This is a genomic window from Streptomyces flavusporus (genome assembly GCF_046267975.1).
GTDB classification, from domain to species: domain Bacteria; phylum Actinomycetota; class Actinomycetes; order Streptomycetales; family Streptomycetaceae; genus Streptomyces; species Streptomyces flavusporus.
In genome coordinates this window covers 6007607-6026839 of the sequence record NZ_CP176503.1, presented here as the reverse complement: position 1 = coordinate 6026839, position 19233 = coordinate 6007607, and the positions used below count along the sequence as shown (strand labels likewise).

19 protein-coding genes and 3 pseudogenes are annotated in these 19233 nt (G+C 69.6%); 11 read left to right on the top strand and 11 right to left on the bottom strand.

Going from position 1 to position 19233, the window contains the following annotated elements; translation table 11 throughout:
• Positions 1 to 166: 166 nt before the first annotated feature.
• Positions 167 to 936, top strand: a pseudogene (locus ACKTSN_RS28580) (transposase).
• Positions 937 to 963: 27 nt separating this feature from the next.
• A pseudogene (locus tag ACKTSN_RS28575) lies at positions 964 to 1260 on the top strand (LytR C-terminal domain-containing protein); the annotation flags it as partial.
• An 85-nt stretch (positions 1261 to 1345) separates the two neighbouring features.
• On the opposite strand, the gene ACKTSN_RS28570 reads toward ACKTSN_RS28575, so the two are convergent.
• Together ACKTSN_RS28570 and ACKTSN_RS28565 are read right to left on the bottom strand one after the other, a co-directional pair.
• Entirely contained in the window at positions 1346 to 2617 is a 1272-nt protein-coding gene (locus tag ACKTSN_RS28570; protein WP_409471733.1) for an ABC transporter permease, read from the bottom strand.
• Positions 2614 to 2907 (bottom strand): annotated as a pseudogene (locus tag ACKTSN_RS28565) (ATP-binding cassette domain-containing protein); the annotation flags it as partial. The pseudogene ACKTSN_RS28565 and the gene ACKTSN_RS28570, both read right to left, overlap by 4 nt.
• Here ACKTSN_RS28565 and ACKTSN_RS28560 point away from each other — a divergent pair.
• The 3 genes from ACKTSN_RS28560 (at position 2890) to ACKTSN_RS28550 (ending at position 4324) form a co-directional block, all read left to right on the top strand.
• Positions 2890 to 3537, top strand: coding sequence for a hypothetical protein (locus tag ACKTSN_RS28560; protein ID WP_409471732.1), 648 nt, complete (start codon positions 2890 to 2892; stop codon positions 3535 to 3537). The pseudogene ACKTSN_RS28565 and the gene ACKTSN_RS28560 sit on opposite strands and share 18 nt — an antisense overlap.
• A gap of 103 nt (positions 3538 to 3640) precedes the next feature.
• Positions 3641 to 3832: a hypothetical protein gene (locus tag ACKTSN_RS28555; protein ID WP_409471731.1), complete on the top strand. Its 192-nt coding sequence runs from the start codon at positions 3641 to 3643 to the stop codon at positions 3830 to 3832.
• A 69-nt stretch (positions 3833 to 3901) separates the two neighbouring features.
• Positions 3902 to 4324, top strand: coding sequence for a spore-associated protein A (locus ACKTSN_RS28550; RefSeq protein ID WP_409471730.1), 423 nt, complete (start codon positions 3902 to 3904; stop codon positions 4322 to 4324).
• A 101-nt stretch (positions 4325 to 4425) separates the two neighbouring features.
• Here ACKTSN_RS28550 and ACKTSN_RS28545 read toward each other — a convergent pair whose 3' ends face one another.
• Positions 4426 to 5454, bottom strand: a complete 1029-nt coding sequence (locus ACKTSN_RS28545; protein WP_409471729.1) for a glycosyltransferase family 2 protein — start codon at positions 5452 to 5454, stop codon at positions 4426 to 4428.
• Between the two features lie 134 nt (positions 5455 to 5588).
• On the opposite strand from ACKTSN_RS28545, the gene ACKTSN_RS28540 reads away from it, so the two are divergent.
• Entirely contained in the window at positions 5589 to 7055 is a 1467-nt protein-coding gene (locus tag ACKTSN_RS28540; protein ID WP_409471728.1) for an LCP family protein, read from the top strand.
• Positions 7056 to 7062: 7 nt separating this feature from the next.
• On the opposite strand, the gene ACKTSN_RS28535 is transcribed toward ACKTSN_RS28540, so the two are convergent.
• Positions 7063 to 7629, bottom strand: a complete 567-nt coding sequence (locus ACKTSN_RS28535) for an acyl-CoA thioesterase (protein WP_409471727.1) — start codon at positions 7627 to 7629, stop codon at positions 7063 to 7065.
• Positions 7630 to 7748: 119 nt separating this feature from the next.
• On the opposite strand from ACKTSN_RS28535, the gene ACKTSN_RS28530 reads away from it, so the two are divergent.
• Positions 7749 to 9020, top strand: a complete 1272-nt coding sequence (locus ACKTSN_RS28530) for an LCP family protein (protein WP_409471726.1) — start codon at positions 7749 to 7751, stop codon at positions 9018 to 9020.
• The gene (locus ACKTSN_RS28525; RefSeq protein ID WP_409471725.1) at positions 9013 to 9636 is read left to right on the top strand and encodes an HAD family hydrolase; all 624 of its coding nucleotides are present in this window, start codon (positions 9013 to 9015) and stop codon (positions 9634 to 9636) included. Before ACKTSN_RS28530 ends, ACKTSN_RS28525 begins: the two co-directional genes overlap by 8 nt.
• Positions 9637 to 9680: 44 nt before the next feature.
• On the opposite strand, the gene ACKTSN_RS28520 is transcribed toward ACKTSN_RS28525, so the two are convergent.
• Complete coding sequence (locus tag ACKTSN_RS28520; RefSeq protein WP_409471724.1) at positions 9681 to 10037, bottom strand: four-helix bundle copper-binding protein; 357 nt, start codon at positions 10035 to 10037, stop codon at positions 9681 to 9683.
• 193 nt (positions 10038 to 10230) lie between these two features.
• Entirely contained in the window at positions 10231 to 11388 is a 1158-nt protein-coding gene (locus tag ACKTSN_RS28515; protein WP_409471723.1) for an acyl-CoA dehydrogenase, read from the bottom strand.
• 189 nt (positions 11389 to 11577) lie between these two features.
• On the opposite strand from ACKTSN_RS28515, the gene ACKTSN_RS28510 reads away from it, so the two are divergent.
• Both ACKTSN_RS28510 and ACKTSN_RS28505 read left to right on the top strand, forming a co-directional pair.
• Complete coding sequence (locus ACKTSN_RS28510; RefSeq protein ID WP_409471722.1) at positions 11578 to 12921, top strand: UDP-glucose dehydrogenase family protein; 1344 nt, start codon at positions 11578 to 11580, stop codon at positions 12919 to 12921.
• 179 nt (positions 12922 to 13100) lie between these two features.
• On the top strand, positions 13101 to 13493 hold the full coding sequence (locus ACKTSN_RS28505; protein WP_409471721.1) for a VOC family protein: 393 nt from the start codon (positions 13101 to 13103) through the stop codon (positions 13491 to 13493).
• A gap of 12 nt (positions 13494 to 13505) precedes the next feature.
• Here ACKTSN_RS28505 and ACKTSN_RS28500 read toward each other — a convergent pair whose 3' ends face one another.
• Genes ACKTSN_RS28500 through ACKTSN_RS28490 form a run of 3 tightly spaced genes read right to left on the bottom strand, consistent with a single transcriptional unit; the run spans position 13506 to position 16360 of the window.
• Positions 13506 to 14684, bottom strand: coding sequence for a dipeptidase (locus tag ACKTSN_RS28500; RefSeq protein WP_409471720.1), 1179 nt, complete (start codon positions 14682 to 14684; stop codon positions 13506 to 13508).
• Between the two features lie 15 nt (positions 14685 to 14699).
• Entirely contained in the window at positions 14700 to 15224 is a 525-nt protein-coding gene (gene purE / locus ACKTSN_RS28495) for a 5-(carboxyamino)imidazole ribonucleotide mutase (RefSeq protein ID WP_409471719.1), read from the bottom strand.
• Positions 15221 to 16360 carry a 5-(carboxyamino)imidazole ribonucleotide synthase gene (locus tag ACKTSN_RS28490; protein WP_409471718.1) on the bottom strand — a complete coding sequence of 380 codons (1140 nt, stop codon included), beginning with the start codon at positions 16358 to 16360 and terminating at the stop codon, positions 15221 to 15223. The genes purE and ACKTSN_RS28490 overlap by 4 nt, the downstream gene beginning before the upstream one ends.
• Positions 16361 to 16533: 173 nt before the next feature.
• Between ACKTSN_RS28490 and ACKTSN_RS28485 the strand changes: the two genes are divergently transcribed.
• A complete protein-coding gene (locus tag ACKTSN_RS28485; RefSeq protein WP_409471717.1) occupies positions 16534 to 17070 on the top strand; it encodes a GtrA family protein in 537 nt (178 codons plus the stop codon).
• A 140-nt stretch (positions 17071 to 17210) separates the two neighbouring features.
• On the opposite strand, the gene ACKTSN_RS28480 is transcribed toward ACKTSN_RS28485, so the two are convergent.
• Positions 17211 to 18476 (bottom strand): ATP-binding protein, encoded by a 1266-nt coding sequence (locus ACKTSN_RS28480; RefSeq protein WP_409471716.1) that lies wholly within the window; start codon positions 18474 to 18476, stop codon positions 17211 to 17213.
• 72 nt (positions 18477 to 18548) lie between these two features.
• A complete protein-coding gene (locus tag ACKTSN_RS28475) occupies positions 18549 to 19226 on the bottom strand; it encodes a response regulator transcription factor (protein WP_409471715.1) in 678 nt (225 codons plus the stop codon).
• Positions 19227 to 19233 lie beyond the last annotated feature (7 nt).

The following is a 19233-nucleotide window of genomic DNA, read 5'->3' as shown; positions in this document are numbered from 1 at the left end:
GCGGCAATCATGCCGCAGCCCACCCCATCACCACGTGAGACAACCTCTAAAGGCAGCTATTTAACCCTGGAACACTCCATTGTGATATTTATGCAGAAGATTCAATCTGAAACAGACCATTAAGGGCTATCCCGTAACTGCTGGTCACGGGTGAGATGATCTTGTCGTGTCTGGAGTGATCACGGCGTCGGAGCCGTCCTGGACAGCCCCCTTCACCGGGCTGAGCCCGCGACAGTTCGGCAAGTTGATCACCGCGCTTCGGCGTGAAGGCGCGGACCCGGTGCGCAAGGGCAGGCCGTGGAGCCTGCCGCTGGAGGACCGGTCCTGCTGGTCGCGGCGTACTGGCGCACCAACCTGACCCTGCGACAGCTCGCGCCGTTGTTCGGGGTGTCGAAGTCGGCCGCGGACCGCATCGTCGACCACCTCGGGCCGTCGCTCGCGCTCCAGCCCCGCAAGCGGTTCCGCAAGGACACCGTGCTGATCGTGGACGGCACCCTGGCGCCCACCCGCGATCACACCATCGCTGAGCAGTCGAAAAACTACAGGTACTCCACCAATCACCAGGTCGTCATCGACGCCGACGCCCGGCTTGTCGTCGCCGTCGGCCGGCCGCTGCCGGGCAACCGCAACGACTGCAAGGCGTGGGAACTGTCCGGCGCGAAGGAGGCCGTCGGCAACACGACCGTGATCGCCGACGGCGGTTACCGCGGCACCGGTCTGGTCATTCCGCACCGCCGCGAGAAAGGGCAGGCCGAACTCCCGGCCTGGAAAGAGGAACACAACGCCTCCCACCGCAAGGTCCGCGCCCGCGTCGAGCACACCTTTGCCCGCATGAAGAACTGGAAGATCCTCCGCGACTGCCGCCTCAAAGGCGACGGCGTCCACCACGCCATGCTCGGCATCGCCCGCCTGCACAACCTCGCGATCGCGGGGTGACGCGGAAACAAGCAGGTCACCCAGGCCACCGCCTCGCAGAGCGCGGATCCGCGCAAGGACACGGTGGTCAAGTACCCCAAGAGTGCGGGCGAGCAGGGCAAGGAGGACACCCTGTCGGTCGCCACGGCGCTCGGCCTGCCGCAGACGGCAGGCCGGGCCGACGACAAGGCGGAGGGCATCACCCTCGTCATCGGTGCGGACTGGCGCCAGGACACCGCGTACGAACAGCCGAAGACAGAGGCGGGCGACCTGCCGGAAGGCGCGAACGGCAAGACTGACTGCAGGGACGTCCCATGCGTCTACCGGTGGGACGGCAGGAGCTGACCCCGCGCCACCGGAGCGGAGCCCCGACGTGACACGTCGGGGCTCCGCTCTGTCCAGCTCTGTCCACCGGCGCTCCGGCTCGGACCTAGCGCCGCAGCGCTTCCACCGGCTGGATACGGCTGGCCCGCCAGGCCGGATAGAGCCCGGCGACAACCCCGGTCAGCAGGCCGACGGCGGGGGCCGCCACGACGGTGGCGGGATGAATGACCGGGGTCCATTCGCGCGCTATCGCGGTTCCGATGACGGCGAAGGTGCCGAGGCTGGTGCCGACCAGTCCGCCGAGGGTGCCCAGTGCTCCCGACTCGGCCAGGAACTGGAGGGTGATGTGGCGACCGCGGGCGCCCAGTGCGCGGCGCAGGCCGATCTCTCCGGTGCGTTCGAGCACGGCCACCAGAGTGGTGTTGGCGATGCCCACCGCGCCGATCAGCAGACAGATGGCCGCAAGGAGCAGAAAGAGCTGGTCGAGGTCCGACGTGACCGCCGTCCTGAGAGCCCTGGGGTCGGGTGGCGGAACGGCCTGGAAGTAGTCGGGGTGTGCGGGATCGAGTGCGAGGGCCGCCTCGCCGGCGACCTGCTGGGCGGCGCCGAGCTCCGTGGAGATCAGCATCTTGGCGCGGCTGCCGCTCGTGGGCCCGCCCCAGACACGCTCGGCGGTGGTGCGCGGGACCACGACGGAGAGCAGCACGTCCGACTTCCGGTCCACCTCCTCGATGATGCCGATCACCGTGAAGGCATCTCCGCCGATGAAGATCGCGGGGGCCGTCTCCAGGGTGGTGATGCCGAGCCGGGCCGCCATGCCGGAACCAACCACGGCGATCTGCTGCGCTTCCCGGTCGTGGTACGCGTCGAAGATCCTGCCCTGTTGGAGGTGCGGTCCTGCGGCGGCCAGGACGCCGGGTGACGCCGCGACGATCTGACTCTGGGTCTCCTCGCCGGCCTCGCCGACGGGCGCGGATCGTACCCCCCGCCCCTCCGGCAGCCGCACCGACCAGTAGACGCCGGCATCGCGCACCCCGTTCAGCCGCTCGATGGGGGCGTCTGCGTCGGCCGGGAAGGCGTTCTGCACGTACTCCGGCTGCTCACCGCCGGTGTCCTCGATCGTCACCTCGGTCGCGGTCAGTGCGTTGAAACGCTCGTCGATCTGCTGGGAGGTGGTGGAGGTCAGGCCCAGCACGGCGACGAAGGTGCCCACGCCCAGGACGGTACCGAGCGCGGTCAGGGCCGAGCGGCCGGGGCGCTGAAGCATCCCGGCTGTCGCCTCGGCCAGCAGGTCGCGTGGGGAGAGCCGCGAAGCACGGACCGCGGCCGCGCGCTTCCGACGGAGCCTCGAGAGCGCGGAGCGGGCGGGGCGCCTCATGCCGGTATCCGTTCGTGCAACAGGCCGTCCCGGATGGTCAGGGTGCGCCTGCCCCGGGCGGCCACCTCGGGATCGTGGGTGATGACGATCAGGGTGATGCCGTCCTCGTGGAGTTCGTCGAGCAGTCCGAGGATCTGCTGCGCGGTGGTCGTGTCGAGGTTTCCGGTCGGCTCGTCGCACAGCAGCAGCGACGGTCGGTTCACCAACGCCCGTGCGATGGCAACGCGTTGCCGCTCACCGCCGGACATCCGGGTGGGGACAGCGTCGACGCGGTGGCCGAGACCGACTCGGTGGCCGTCTACGGCTACCATCCTCCGCTGCCCAAGGGGATGACGGCCCGTCAGGCCGAGGCGGCCACGGCGAAGTCCCGCTCGCACTACGAGAACGTCTCGCCCGCCGCGGCCACGCTCTACCGGGGCGAGGGTCCTTCGTCGGTGAACGGCAAGGACGTCCCCGAGGGCGGTTGCCTCGGCGAGACCCGCCGCAAGGTGGGCCTGGGTGACACCACCCGCCTCGACGCCACCTTCAACAAGGTGAACCTCCAGGCTTCGCAGCAGGCGAGCAACGACCCCCGGGTCAGCAGCCTCAACAAGCGCTGGGCCGACTGCATGAAGGAGTCGGGCTACCACTACGCGGACCCACTGGCAGCCGCCGGCGATCCGGCGTGGACCGAGGGCGAGGGGGGAGACGGAAGCCAGGACAGCGACTCCGCGGGCACCCCGAAGCCACGGGAGATCACCGTCGCTTCCACCGACGTGCGGTGCAAGCAGCGGGTGGACTACGTCCGTGTCCGCTCGGGCGTCGAGGCCGAGTACCAGAACAAGCTCATCGAGCAGAACGCCACGGCTCTGTCCGCGGACCGTGACACCTGGAAGGCGGCCATCGCCAAGGCGAACGAGCTGATGGCGAAGCGAGGCTGACGACGGTCCGGGGGTGAGAGCTCCACCCCCGGACTGTTCCGCTTAGCGGCCTCTGCCCGGCACGACCGAGCATCCACGTCGAATCGTCCGAAGCACCGCGCCGGTGAGCGGCCCTCGTCGGCGCCGGAACCAGGTCGTCGGCAACAACGCGGTGTCCCTGTACTGCGCCATGGGCCCGCTGTTCACCTGCCAGACGTACTACAACTCCGGCTGGGCCGACGACTCGATCAAGCTCGGCGGCAAGCGGGTCAACCTCGCGAGCGGCGCCACGGTGATACGGGTCACGCCTTTATGAGTTGGGTACACGACATCCCACCGTAATGACCACATCCGGTTCCGTAACTGACCTGATGAAGACTCAACCATGCTCAACACAAAGCGACTTGGCTCGGCGGCGACCGTTCTCGGTCTGACCGTCGCCGGAACGATCGCCGCCACCGGCACCGCCTCGGCCGTCTCCTGCAACGGCGCCTGTGGGTCCGGCTACGGCGTGATCGACTCCATGGACACCTACGACGGCCACACGTTCCTGACGTACAACAGCTCCACCGGCTACAACTGCGTCGTGACCGTCAGCGACTTCCCGGGCACCTCGATGTACCTGGACGCCCGACTGCGGCTCTCCAGAAACGACACCGTGTGGAAGTCCAACGAAATGGACGCGGGCATCTACAAGTACTACGCCGGCCCTGTCTACGTCTCCGCCAGGAACTCCTGCGTCGACTGGGGCGGCGAAGCAGGGGCGCACAGCCACGTCCAGGTCGACTACGACGACCACTGCGGCTGACGAGAACCGGTGAGAGCAGGGCCTCCTGAACCGCTCGGGGATGAGCAGTCTGCCCCTGCGCCGAGGAGGCCCTGTTGCCGCTGCCGCGAGCGCCTCAGCGCTCAGCTCTCACCGACGACTGCGGGCCGCCGCGACGCGATCACCTTGCGCGCCAGCGCCTTCGGGCTGGTCAGGAACCCCCACCCCCACGACATGTGCATCGTGGCGAGGGCGACGGGGATCTGCAGGCGGGCCTTCAGCGACAGCCCCTTGCCCGCGGGGATCGAACCGGCCGCTATCGCCGCGAGATAGCCGCCGGGGATCAGGAAGCCCCAGTGCGTCAGCAGGGCGCCCACCACGAGGCCCGCCGCGATCGCGCACACCGCCGTCGGCGGGGCGAGGTAGCGCAGGTTGATGGAGCCGGAGTGGTAGCGGGCGACGACGTGCCGCCAACGGCCGTAGTCCTTGTACTGCTTGGCCAGCGCCCGCACGCTCGGCCGCGGCCGGTACGACACCTTCAGCTCCGGCGAGAACCAGATCAGGCCGCCCGCCTCACGGATGCGGAAGTTCAGCTCCCAGTCCTGGGCGCGGATGAACTCCTCGTTGTATCCGCCCTGCTGCTCCAGCGCCTCGCGCCGGAAGACGCCGAGGTAGACCGTCTCCGCAGGGCCGGCCTCCCCGCCCGTGTGGAAGGCCGCGTTGCCGACGCCGATCCGTGAGGTCATGGCCGCCGCGACCGCGTGCTCCCAGTCGTTCTCTCCCTCGGCGTGCATGATGCCGCCGACATTCTGCGCGCCGGTCTCCTCCAGGAGCCGTACCGCGGTCGCGATGTAGTTCGGCGAGAGCATGCCGTGGCCGTCGACGCGGACCACGATCGGATGCCGGGAGGCCTTGATCGCTGCGTTCAGCGCCGCGGGGGTGCGGCCCGTGGGGTTGGGGACCGTATGGACCCGCGGGTCCTCGCGCACCAGCTCGGCGGCGATCTCGTCCGTGCGGTCCGTGGACGGACCGAGGGCGATCACGACCTCCGTCTCGCCGGCGTACTCCTGGGCGAGGATCGCGTGGACTGCGCCGCGCAGATGCCGCTCCTCGTTGAGGACGGGCATGATGACGGACACGGCGGGAAGCTGCACGTCGGGATTGGCGTTCATAGGGGCCTCACGTTACCGCGAACGGGGGACAGCGAGCCGCCCCGCCCGGGTCGGTGCACCGGGCCACAGATCGTATGGGCCTACGGTGCTCATGATCCCATTTACGCCGCTCCCGCTTCAGCGGAGGTGCCCTCATGCCCGCAACGCCGCCTCGTCCGTACCCGGTCCGGCCGCAGCGCCGGCCGGAGTCGCGCCGCACCGTGCGGACGCCCGTACGGCGGAGGAAGCCGCGTTGGGCCATGCGGGCGGTGACCACGCTGTCCGTGGTGATCCTCGCCTCGGCCGGGATCGGGCACGCGGTGGTCTCGAGCCTGGACGCGGACATCGCCCGGGTCGATCCCTTCAAGGACATGAAGAACCGCCCGCGGGCCGGTCACGGCATGAACGTGCTGGTGGTCGGCACCGACGGCCGGGACAAGATCTCCGAGGCCGAGCGGCGCCGGTACCGGCTCGGCGGAGCCCCCTGCCACTGCACCGACACGATCATGATCGTGCACATCTCGGAGGACCGGGAGCGGGCCAGCGTCGTGAGCCTGCCGCGGGACTCCTACGCCGAGGTGCCCGCGCACACCGACCGCACCACCGGTGAGCGGCACAAGGCGCACCCGGTCAAGCTGAACGCGGCGTACGCGGAGGGCGGGCCGCAGCTGACCGTGCGCACGGTCGAGCACATGACCCGGGTGAAGATCGACCACTACCTCGAGGTCGACTTCACCAGCTTCATGAAGACGGTGGACGTGCTCGGCGGCGTGAAGATCTGCACCGCCCGGCCGCTGAAGGACACGCACACCGGCCTGAACCTGCGGGCCGGGAACCACCGGCTGACCGGCGGGCGGGCCCTGCAGTACGTGCGCGCCCGGTATGTCGACGGGGCGTCCGACCTCGGGCGGATGCAACGGCAACAGCGCTTCCTGGCCGCGCTGATCGACCAGGCGACCTCCTCCGGGGTGCTGCTGAACCCGATGAAGTTCCGCGACGTGACCCGGGCGGTGCTGGGCTCGGTGCGGGCGGACAAGGAGTTCGGCGCGCACGAACTGCTGGACCTCGGGCGGGCGATGCGGAACTTCTCCCCCTCGTCGTCCGAGTTCACGACCGTCCCGATCGGGCAGATGGGGTACGCCGTGAAGGGCATCGGTTCGACGCTGAAGTGGGACCCGGTCAAGTCCCGGCGGCTCTTCCAGGCACTGCGCGACGACAAGCCACTGGCGGCCGGGCGGCCGAAGGACACGGCGGTACTGGTGGACGTGGCCCCGCAGCAGATCCGCGTCCAGGTGGAGAACGGCACGAGGACGGCCGGGCTGGGCCAACGCGTCGACACGGCGCTGGTGCGGGCCGGCTTCCTCACGACGCGGCAGCCGAAAAACGCGAGGAATCAGTCGGCGGCGCGGACCGTCATCACCTACGACCCCCGATGGGACCGTTCCGCCAAGTCGCTCGCGGCGGCCCTGCCCGGGAGCCGGCTGCGGGCGGTCAAGGGGCAGGGGCCAACGCTCAAGGTGATCGTCGGGACGGACTTCCGGGAGGTACGGAAGGTCAAGGCGACGGATGTCCGGCAGGGCGAGGCCGGGGTGGTGCGGGGGGACGAGGTACGGTGCCCGTAAGGCCGCGTCAGTCCTCGAAGCCTTCGGCCGCCCGCTTCTCCCGCAGCTCCATGATGGCCCGGCGCCGGGCCAGGCGGTGCGTGCGCCGGATCTGCGCCTCCTGGTAGCGGCGCTTGTCCTTCTCCGACTCCGGGATCACCGGCGGGACCGCACGGGGCTTGCCGTCGGCGTCGACCGCAGCGAAGACGAGGTAGGCCGAGCCGACCTGGGTGGGCGGGGCGGACTCGTTCCACCGCTCGGCCAGGACCCGCACCCCCACCTCCATCGAGGTACGGCCGGTCCAGTTGACCTGCGCCTTCACATGGACCAGGTCGCCCACGCGGACCGGCTCCAGGAACGCCATCTCGTCCATGGAGGCCGTGACGGCGGGACCGCCGCTGTGCCGGCCGGCCACCGCTCCGGCCGCGTCGTCGACGAGCTTCATGATCACACCGCCGTGCACCGTGCCCAACAGGTTGGTGTCGTTGTGGGTCATGATGTGGCTGAGGGTGGTCCGGGAAGCAGAGGTGAGCTTGCCCGGTATGTCCGGAGTGCTGGGTGTCTCCTGCTCCGGGGCGCTGGCCTGGTCTGTCATGGCCTCCACCTTATGCCGAAGCGACTTCCGGTGATTTTGTGTCGGCTTCGCAACAGCCGCGCTGTGATTTCCCGCCGAACCTTGTAACGGACACAGCCCCGACCTGCACACTGGGGCGCATGAATGATTGGCCCCAGGGATGGTCCGACGACAACCGCGGCACCCGGTACGGGCGCGGCAGCTCAGGCGCGCAGCCTGAAGGCGCCCGTGTGATGCGCCAGGTGCGGCGCGGCCCGGCGGCACCGCCCGGCGGGGGCCAGGCGGCACCGCCGTACGGCGTTCCGCAGCAGCCGTCGTACGTCGACGGACAGGGATACGACGCGTACGACAGCGGTTACAACACCGGCCAGGTCTACGGCAGCCCCGGGGGCCCCGGCGACGGCGGAGGAATGTACGAGCCGCGCCCCGCGCCGAACTGGCGGCGCCGGATCAAGGTGACGTCGATCACCGTGGTGACCGTGCTCGTCGTGACACTCGTCGGCACGTACTTCTGGGCCGACTCCAAGCTCAACCGTGACGTCGACCTGTCGAAGGTCATCGACCGGCCGGAGAAGGGCGAGGGAACCAACTACCTCATCGTCGGCTCCGACAGCCGTGAGGGCATGTCCGCCGAGGACAGGAAGAGGCTGCACACCGGGTCCTCGGAGGGCAAGCGCACGGACTCGATGATGATCCTGCACACCGGTGACAACGGGCCGACGCTGATCTCGCTGCCGCGCGACTCGGACGTGGAGATACCGACGTTCGTGGGCTCCGAGTCCGGCAAGACGTACCAGGGCACGGGCCGGCATGTGAAGCTGAACGCCGCGTACGCCGAGGACGGGCCGGAGCTGCTGGTCCGCACCGTGGAGGCCAACACCGGCCTGTACATCGACCACTACGTCGAGATCGGCTTCGCCGGCTTCGCGAACATCGTGGACGCGGTCGGCGGCGTGGAGATCGAGATCCCCAAGGGCGGCATGAAGGACACGAAGTCCGGTGCCGACTTCGAGGCGGGCAAGCAGACCCTCAACGGCGAGCAGGCCCTCGCCTTCGTCCGCACCCGGTACGCGCTGGCCGGCTCCGACCTGGACCGGACGAAGAACCAGCAGAAGTTCCTCTCCGCCCTCGCCAACCAGGTGGCCACCCCGGGCACGGTCCTGAACCCCTTCAAGCTGTACCCGACCATGGGCGCGGGCCTGGACTCCCTCATCGTCGACAAGGACATGGGCCTGTTCGACCTGGCCGACATGTTCTGGGCGATGAAGGGCGTCAGCGGCGGCGACGGCACGTCCATGAACATGCCGATCTCCGGCTCGTCGGGCGGCAACCTCGTCTGGGACGAGGCCAAGGTCAAGACGCTGGTCGAGCAGCTGAACAACGACGAGAAGGTCACGGTGTCGGGTGACTGACGCCGGCGGCGGACTGCCCTTCGACGTGGTGCTCTGTGACGTCGACAACGTGATCCGGTTCTACGACCCCTCCCGGGTGACCGCCCTGGAGCGGGCGGCGGGGCTGGCCGAGGGCACCACGATGAAGGTGGCGTTCGCGCCCGAGACCGATCTGCCACTGATGCTGGGACGGATCACCCCGCAGGAGTGGGTCCACTCGATCGTCGCGGGCCTCGCCGGGCTGGTGCCCGAGCCCGTCGCCTACGAGCTGGGCAACGCCCTTGCGGACGCGCCGTTCCACGCCGACGAGACGGTGGTGGCGCTGCTGCGCCGGGCGCGGGAGCACGTCCCACTCGTCCTGCTCAGCAACGCCTCGGTGACCCTGGAGGCCGATCTCGCGTCCCTCGGTCTGTCCGGCCTCGCCGACGACCTCGTCAGCAGCGCCCGCGTCGGCCTCGCCAAACCGGACCCGCGTATCTTCCGGCTGGCGGCCGGGCGGGCGGGCGCCCCGCTCGACCGGTGCCTCTTCGTGGACGACACGCTGGAGAACGTGACGGCCGCGGCCGCGCTGGGCATGCAGACGGTCCACTTCCGCACACCGGCCGACCTGGAACGGGCGCTCGCGCCGCTGTTCTGAGGCCCGCCGCCAAGGGCCACGGAGCCCTTGACGGCGGCCGGGTTTCACATCGTGGCGCCCGCCATCGTGCGGCACATCTCGGCACAGCGACGACACGCCTCGGCGCACCGCATCATCTGCGGGTCGTCCGGCATGGACATACACGCCTCGGCACACAGGTCGCACGCCTTGGCACACATGGCGCACATGTCTGCCGACATCGGCGAGCGGCGCATCATCATGTCCGCGCACATGCGGGTCGTCTCGGCGCAGTCCATGAGCGCCCGCATGATCTGCATCTGAGCCTGGCCGCCCATCTGCATGACGGAGTTCATGGTCTCCTCGCAGATGCTGTGGCAGGACATGCACGCGTCGACGCAGTCCTGCATCTGCTTGCTCATTGCGGGCATGGTTCCGGTCATGGCTCCTCCTGGGGTGAGTGGAGTCCGGGGTCGGACCCCTCGCCCTTCCGTGGTACGCCTTGCCGAGGCGCCGCGCCATCCGGCGGACGCCCACAATCCACCACGAATGCCATGCCGCCAAAGCGGCAAAAGCCCCCGGATCCGCTCCGGGGGCTTGTTGTCGTACGCCGAATGCCGAATGTCTACGGCACGACTACGGCAGGTTCCGCGCCATCACAATCCGCTGAACCTGGTTCGTACCCTCATATATCTGAGTAATCTTCGCATCGCGCATCATGCGCTCCACCGGATAGTCACGCGTGTAGCCATAGCCGCCGAGCAGCTGGACGGCGTCCGTGGTGACCTCCATCGCCACGTCGGAGGCGAAGCACTTGGCGGCGGCACCCTGGAAGGTGAGGTCGCTGTCGCCCCGCTCCGACTTGGCGGCCGCCGCGTACGTCAGCTGGCGGGCGGCCTCGATCTTCATGGCCATGTCGGCGAGCATGAACTGGATGCCCTGGAAGTCCGCGATCGGCTTGCCGAACTGCTTGCGCTCCTGCACGTAGCCCTTGGCGTAGTCGAGGGCGCCCTGGGCGATACCGAGGGCCTGGGCGGCGATGGTGATGCGGGTGTGGTCGAGGGTCTTCATCGCCGTCGCGAAGCCGGTGCCCTCCTCGCCGATCATGCGGTCCGCGGGGATGCGGACGTTGTCGAGGTAGACCTCGCGGGTCGGGGAGCCCTTGATACCGAGCTTCTTCTCGGGGGCGCCGAAGGAGACGCCCTCGTCGGACTTCTCGACGACGAAGGCCGAGATGCCCTTGGAGCGCTTGGACGGGTCCGTGACCGCCATGACGGTGTAGTACTCGCTCACGCCCGCGTTGGTGATCCAGCGCTTCACGCCGTTGAGAACGTAGTGGTCGCCGTCGCGGACCGCCTTCGTCTTCATGCCGGCGGCGTCGGAGCCGGCGTCGGGCTCGGAGAGGCAGTACGAGAACATCGCGTCGCCCTTGGCGAGCGAGGTCATGTACTTCTTCTTCAGCTCCTCGGAGCCGGAGAGGATCACGGGCAGGGAGCCGAGCTTGTTCACGGCGGGGATGAGGGAGGAGCTCGCGCACACGCGGGCCACCTCCTCGATGACTATCACCGTGGCCAGCGCGTCGGCGCCCGCGCCGCCGTACTCCTCGGGTACGTGCACGGCGTGCAGGTCGTTCGCGACCAGGGCGTCGAGCGCCTCCTGCGGGAAGCGGGCCTCCTCGTCCACCGCGGCGGCGAACGGCGCGATCTTCGCCTCGGCCAGCGAGCGGACGGCGTCACGGAGCATGTCGTGCTCCTCGGACGGGCGGTACAGGTCGAAGTCAGCCGATCCGGCCAAGGTTTCTCACGCTCCAAAACGCTGCGATGGTGGCGCTAACTACCGTTAAGTAACCCAAATTTTATGGGGTCGCCCACTCGAGTGATACGTGAGCTTGGCGACAGCGGGAAAGTTGCCCGGTGAAGCGCGTTCCCATGCCCCGGCTATGCTCGGGCGCGCACTGCCCTGCCGTTGACCCCTGGAGCACCCATGGCCCTCAAGATCACCGTGATCGGTACCGGTTATCTCGGCGCCACGCATGCCGCGGCCATGGCCGAACTCGGCTTCGAGGTGCTCGGCCTGGACGTCGTGCCCGAGAAGATCGAGATGCTCCGGCGCGGTGAGGTCCCGATGTACGAGCCGGGTCTTGAGGAGCTGTTGCGCAAGCACGTCGCGGGGATCGAGGGGTCCAGCGGGCGGCTGCGGTTCACCACGGACTACGCGGAGGTCGCCGCGTTCGGCGATGTGCACTTCGTGTGTGTGAACACTCCGCAGAAGCACGGCGAGTACGCCGCCGACATGTCGTACGTCGACGCCGCGTTCGCCTCTCTGGCCCCGCATCTGACGGGTCCGGCCCTGGTCGTCGGCAAGTCGACCGTGCCCGTGGGCTCCGCCGGCCGCCTCGCCGCCTACCTCGCCGAGCACGCGCCGGCCGGTGCGGACGCCGAGCTGGCCTGGAACCCGGAGTTCCTGCGCGAGGGCTTCGCCGTGCAGGACACGCTGCACCCGGACCGGATCGTGGTCGGCGTGGTCAGTGACCGGGCCGAGAAGCTGCTGCGGGAGGTGTACGCCACGCCGGTCGCCGAGGGCTCGCCCTTCGTCGTCACCGACTTCCCGACCGCCGAGCTGGTGAAGACCTCCGCGAACTCCTTCCTCGCCACGAAGATCTCGTTCATCAACGCCATGGCGGAGGTGTGCGAGGCCGCCGGCGGCGATGTCGCCAAGCTCGCCGAGGCGATCGGGTACGACGACCGGATCGGGAAGAAGTTCCTGCGGGCCGGGATCGGCTTCGGCGGCGGCTGTCTGCCGAAGGACATCCGGGCGTTCATGGCGCGCGCCGGTGAGCTGGGCGCCGACCAGGCGCTGACGTTCCTGCGCGAGATCGACTCGATCAACATGCGCCAGCGTGGCCAGATGGTGGAGCTGGCCCGGCAGGCGCTGGGCGGCGGCCCCTTCCTGGGCAAGCGGGTCGCGGTGCTCGGCGCGACGTTCAAGCCGGACTCCGACGACGTACGGGACTCGCCCGCGCTCAATGTGGCCGGGCAGATCCATCTGCAGGGCGGGCAGGTGACGGTGTACGACCCGAAGGGCATGGACAACGCCCGCCGGATCTTCCCGACGCTGGGCTATGCCGACTCCGCGCAGGAGGCGGTGCGCGGCGCGGACGTCGTACTGCACCTGACGGAGTGGCAGGAGTTCCGCGAGCTGGACCCGGCGGCGCTGGGCGAGGCCGTCAAGGCCCGCGTGATCCTGGACGGGCGAGGCGCCCTCGACCCGGAGCTGTGGCGGCGGGCCGGCTGGACGTACCGGGCGATGGGCCGCCCGACCGCATAGCGCAACGCAGGGCGACGCCGGTTCGGCCGAGGCTCAGTCGGCCGAACCGGCGTCTTCCCGCATTCTGCACCAGGCGCCGCTGCCGCACGGCCGCTTCCCCCGGTACCGGAGCGGGTTGATGCCGGTCAAGCGGGGCACCCGTTCTGTCCCTGCGTCTGCTGAGTCCGGAGGTGAGTGCCATGGCGCCCGTGGCACGTGTGCATTCCGTCATCCTCGACTGCCCCGACCCGCGCGCGCTCGCCCGCTTCTACGCCGAGATCATCGGCGGCACCCCCGACGACGAGGATCACGACTGGGTGGTGCTCCAGGTCCCCGGCGGCCCGCGGCTCGCCTTCCAGCGGTCGGAGGGCCACACCCCGCCGGAGTGGCCGCGCGCCGACCGGAACGCGCAGCAGTTCCATCTCGACCTGGACGCCGGGTCCACCTGGGAGCAGGTCGACCTGGTCGAGAAGCGGGTGCTGGGGCTGGGTGCCCACGTCCTGGACGCGGAGGACTACGAGACCAAGGACTGGCGGGTGTACGCCGATCCGGCGGGGCATCCGTTCTGCCTCTGCCGGATCGAGCACCCGTAGGAGCCGTTGGTCCTATCCGTCCAGGTCCTCCAGCGTGGCGTTCGACGGGGAGCGTCTCGCCTTGAGCTCTCGTGCCACGTCCTCCGCCGCGCCCAGCACCCGTACCGCGTTCTGCCAGGTCAGCTTGGCCAGGTCGGACTTCGACCAGCCGCGGTCGAGGAGCTCGGCGATGAGGTTCGGGTAGCCGGAGACGTCGTTCAGACCGTCCGGGGTGAAAGCCGTGCCGTCGTAGTCGCCACCGATGCCGAGGTGGTCGATGCCGGCGACCTCGCGCATGTGGTCCAGGTGGTCGGCGACGGTCGCCACCGTGGCGACCGGGCGTGGATGGCGTTCCTCGAAGTCCCGGTGGACCTTCATCGCCTCGGCGGTGGTGTCGAGGTGGTGGAAGCCGTGCGCGCGCATGTTCTCGTCCGCCGCGGCGGTCCAGTCGACGGCGGCCTGGAGGACGAACTTCGGTACGAAGGTCACCATGGCCATGCCGCCGTTGCCGGGCAGCCGTTCCAGCACGTCGTCGGGGATGTTGCGCGGGTGGTCGCACACCGCGCGCGAGGAGGAGTGGGAGAAGATGACCGGCGCCAGGGAAGCGTCCAGCGCGTCCCGCATGGTCGTCGCCGCCACGTGCGAGAGGTCGACGAGCATGCCCTCGCGGTTCATCTCCCGCACCACCGCCCGGCCGAAGGCCGACAGGCCGCCGACGCCCGGCTTGTCCGTCGCCGAGTCCGCCCACGCCACGTTGTCGTTGTGGGTGAGCGTCAGGTAGCGGACGCCGAGTGCGTACAACTGCCGTAGCACGCCGAGAGAGTTGGCGATGGAGTGGCCGCCCTCCGCGCCCATGAGCGAGGCGATACGGCCTTCCGCGCGCGCCGCCTCCATGTCCGCGGCCGTCAGCGCGGGCGCCAGGTCGCGCGGGTAGCGGGCGAGCAACTGCCGTACGCAGTCGATCTGTTCCAGCGTCGCGGGCACCGGATCGGGCAGGTCCGAGCGGACGTACACCGACCAGTACTGCGCGCCGACCCCGCCCGCGCGCAGCCGCGGGATGTCGGTGTGCAGGTGGGCGCCCTGGGGGACGGCGATGTCCCGGGCGTCGAGGTCGTAGCGGACCTGCTCACGCAGCGCCCAGGGCAGGTCGTTGTGCCCGTCGACCACCGGGAACTCGCGCAGCAGTTCCCGGGCTTCGTCCAGCGCGGTCATCGCCGTACCCTCCCGTCAGTTGCCGAAGCCGAAGCCGTTGCCCGTGCCCTCGACCTTGGCGCGCAGACGCTTGCCCTTCTCGGTGGCCTGGTCGTTCAGCTCCTGCTGGAACTCCCGCATACGGGTGAGGAGTTCGTCGTCGTGGGCGGCGAGGATACGGGCCGCGAGCAGGCCGGCGTTGCGGGCACCGGCGACGGAGACGGTCGCGACCGGGACACCGGCCGGCATCTGCACGATGGACAGCAGGGAGTCCATGCCGTCGAGGTACTTCAGCGGCACGGGGACGCCGATGACCGGCAGCGGGGTGACGGAGGCGAGCATGCCGGGCAGATGGGCGGCGCCGCCCGCGCCCGCGATGATCACCTTCAGTCCGCGGTCGGCGGCCTGCTCGCCGTACGCGACCATCTCGCGCGGCATACGGTGCGCGGAGACGACGTCGACCTCGTAGTCGATCTCGAACTCGTCGAGGGCCTTGGCGGCGGCCTCCATGACGGGCCAGTCGGAGTCCGACCCCATGACGATGCCAACGACTGGGCTCATTCGGTGATCGTGCCTCTCAGGTAGCCGGCAGCGTGACGGGCGCGCTCCAGCACGTCGTCCAGGTCGTCGCCGTAGGTGTTGACGTGGCCGACCTTGCGGCCGGGCTTCACGTCCTTGCCGTACATGTGGATCTTCAGCTGGGGGTCGCGGGCCATGCAGTGCAGGTACGCGGAGTACATGTCGGGGTAGTCGCCGCCGAGGACGTTGACCATGACGGTCCACCTGGCGCGCGGGCGCGGGTCGCCGAGCGGGAGGTCGAGGACGGCCCGGACGTGGTTGGCGAACTGGGAGGTGATGGCCCCGTCCTGAGTCCAGTGGCCCGAGTTGTGCGGGCGCATCGCCAGTTCGTTGACGAGGATGCGGCCGTCGCGGGTCTGGAACAGCTCGACGGCGAGGTGGCCGACGACGTTCAGTTCCTTGGCGATGCGCAGGGCCAGCTCCTCGGCCTGCAGGGCGAGGGTCTCGTCGAGGTCGGGGGCGGGGGCTATGACGGTGTCGCACACGCCGTTGACCTGCTGCGACTCGACGACCGGGTAGGCGACCGCCTGGCCGTGCGGGGAGCGGACGACGTTCGCCGCGAGTTCCCGCACGAAGTCGACCTTCTCCTCGGCGAGGACCGGAACGCCGGCCTTGAACGGGGCCTCGGCCTCCTCGACGGAGTCGACCACCCACACGCCCTTGCCGTCGTAGCCGCCGCGGACGGTCTTGAGGACGACGGGGAAGCCGTCGCCCTCTGCCGCAAAAGCGGCCACATCGGCCGGGTCTCTCACGATGCGGTGCCGTGGGCAGGGCACGCCGATCGCGTCGAGCTTGGCGCGCATCACACCCTTGTCCTGGGCGTGCTGGAGCGCGTCCGGGCCGGGGCGCACGGGGATGCCGTCCGCCTCCAGGGCCCGTAGGTGCTCGGTGGGTACGTGCTCGTGATCGAAGGTGATCACGTCACAACCGCGTGCGAAGGCGCGCAGCGTGTCGAGGTCGCGATAGTCGCCGATGACGACATCGCTCACGACCTGCGCCGCGGAATCCTGAGGGGTGTCACTGAGGAGCTTGAACTTGATGCCCAACGGGATGCCCGCCTCGTGTGTCATACGAGCGAGCTGACCCCCGCCGACCATGCCGACTACCGGGAACGTCACGCCCCCAGGGTATCGGTCCCGCCAGGTCGGCCGGATTCCGCCTCTTTCCGCGCCGTTTCCCGGCTGGTTCCCGGCCTCTTTCGCAATCGTGAGCCCATACACAGGCGATCACAGAATGGCGGTGGTTAGCATGGCCGGGTTGACGAAACCGACGAGTGGGGGCCTGCACGACCATGGGACGTGGTTCCTCGGGGCTCCGACCGACGCCCCCCAGCGCGCTGCGGCAACGCATAGAACGGCTCGTGCGTGAGGTCGCCAAGTTCGGCGCGGTGGGTGGGGCGGGACTGCTCGTCAATCTCCTCGTGTTCAACCTGGTACGGCATGTGACCGACCTCCAGGTGGTGCGCGCCAGCGTGATCGCGACGGTCGTGGCGATCGCCTTCAACTACGTCGGCTTCCGCTACTTCACGTACCGCGACCGCGACAAGAGCGGCCGTACGAAGGAGATGTCGCTGTTCGGGCTGTTCAGCGCGGTCGGCCTGGTGATCGAGAACGGCGTGCTGTACACGGCGACATACGGCTTCGACTGGGACAGCCCGCTGCAGAGCAACATCTTCAAGTTCCTCGGCATCGGCATCGCGACACTGTTCCGCTTCTGGTCCTACCGGACCTGGGTGTTCCGCGCGCTCCCGGCCCGCCAGGCGATCGTCGGCGCGGAATCGTTCCTGGAGACGGAGCGGGCGCGCCCCCCGCAGCGCGCTCGCGTCTGAGCGACGGCTGAGCAGCGCCCAAAAGGGGCGCGGGGCTGTGTCGATATGCGGCTCCGCCGCGATGGGGGTCCCCCCGCTCGAGCGAAGCCGAGAGTGGGGGAGCGACCAGCCACAACGGTGCCGCAGCCGATCGACGGCATTTAGCGCACCGTCCGATCCTCATCCTTCTTCTTCACCGCTGTCCGCGACAGGAACAGGCCGAACACCGGAGGCTTGGCCTGGAGCATTTCCAGGCGGCCGCCGTCGGCCTCCGCCAGGTCGCGGGCCACGGCCAGGCCGATGCCCGTGGAGTTGCGGCCGCTGATCGTCCGCTCGAAGATCCGGGCGCCCAGGTCGGCCGGGACGCCGGGACCCTCGTCGGTGACCTCGATGACCGCCTGGTTGCCGGTGACGCGGGTGCGCAGCGCCACCGTGCCGCCGCCGTGCATGAGGGAGTTCTCGATCAGCGCCGCCAGCACCTGCGCGACCGCGCCCGGCGTGCCCACGGCCTGGAGGTGCCGTTTGCCGGAGCTGACGACCGCGCGGCCGGCGCTGCGGTAGGCCGGGCGCCACTCGGCGAGCTGCTGCTGGATGACCTCGTCGAGGTCGAAGGTGACGGCGGAGCCGGTGCGCGGGTCGCGGGAGTTGGTCAGCAGCCGCTCGACGACGTCCGTGAGGCGTTCCACCTGCGTGAGCGCGATGGTCGCCTCCTCTTTCACGGTGTCCGGGTCGTCGGTGAGGGTGATCTCCTCCAGGCGCATGGACAGCGCGGTGAGCGGGGTGCGCAGCTGGTGGGAGGCGTCGGCGGCGAGCCGTCGCTCGGCGGTGAGCATGCGGGCGATGCGCTCGGCGGAGGCGTCGAGGACGTCGGCGACGCGGTCCAGCTCGGGGACGCCGTACCGCTTGCGGCGGGGCCGGGGGTCGCCGGAGCCGAGGCGTTCGGCGGTTTCGGCGAGGTCGGTGAGCGGTGAGGCGAGGTGGCTGGCCTGGCGCAGGGCGAGCAGTACCGCGGCGATCACGGCCAGCAGCGCCACCGCCCCGATGATCATCAGCGTGCGGCCGACCTCCCGGGTCACCGCCGAGCGCGGCTCCTGGACGGTGACCGTCTCGCCCTCCTCGCCGGTGCGCGTGGCCTCGATGACGTCGCCCGAGGGCTTCTCGCCGACCTCGATCGGCTTCTGGCCGGGGATACGGACGACCGCGTACCGTTCGTCGCCGACCTGGTCGGCGAGTATCTCCGAGGTGATCTGCTCGGCGCCGAGGATCCGGCTGTCCACGATGCTGGCCAGCTGCACGGCCTCGGACTCCACGCGTTCCTGGGCGGTGGTGCTGATCGTCTTGGTCTCGACCACGACGAGGGAGACGCCGAAGACGGCGATCACGACGAGGACCACGGCGAGCGTGGACTGGATCAGTCGACGGCGCATTTTTCTTACTTACTTGTCTTACTTACTTGTAGGGAAGCTGTGGCTCGGCCTCATGTGCGGGGACGCCGTGGCTCAGCTCTTCTCGAAACGGAAGCCCACACCGCGCACGGTCGCGATGTACCGGGGGTTGGCCGCGTCGTCGCCCAGCTTCTTGCGCAGCCAGGAGATGTGCATGTCGAGCGTCTTGGTGGACGACCACCAGGTGGTGTCCCAGACCTCGCGCATCAGCTGGTCGCGGGTGACCACCCGCCCGGCGTCCCGGACCAGGACCCGCAGCAGGTCGAACTCCTTGGCGGTGAGCTGGAGCTCCTCCTCGCCCATCCAGGCGCGGTGCGACTCGACGTCGATGCGCACGCCGTGCGTGGCGGGCGGCTGCTGGGGCTCGGCGGCGCCGCGCCGCAGCAGGGCGCGGACGCGGGCGAGCAGCTCGGCGAGCCGGAAAGGCTTGGTGACGTAGTCGTCGGCGCCGGCGTCGAGCCCGACGACGGTGTCCACCTCGTCGGCGCGTGCGGTCAGGATCAGGATCGGCACGGTGTGGCCTTCGGCACGCAGTCGGCGGGCCACCTCGAGACCGTCCATACCGGGCAGGCCCAGGTCCAGCACGACCAGGTCGACGCCGCCCTGGAGTCCCGTGTCGAGCGCGGTGGGTCCGTCCTCACGCACCTCGACCTCGTAGCCCTCCCGGCGCAGTGCGCGAGCCAGCGGCTCCGAGATGGACGCGTCGTCCTCGGCGAGCAGTACTCGGGTCATGAGGTGA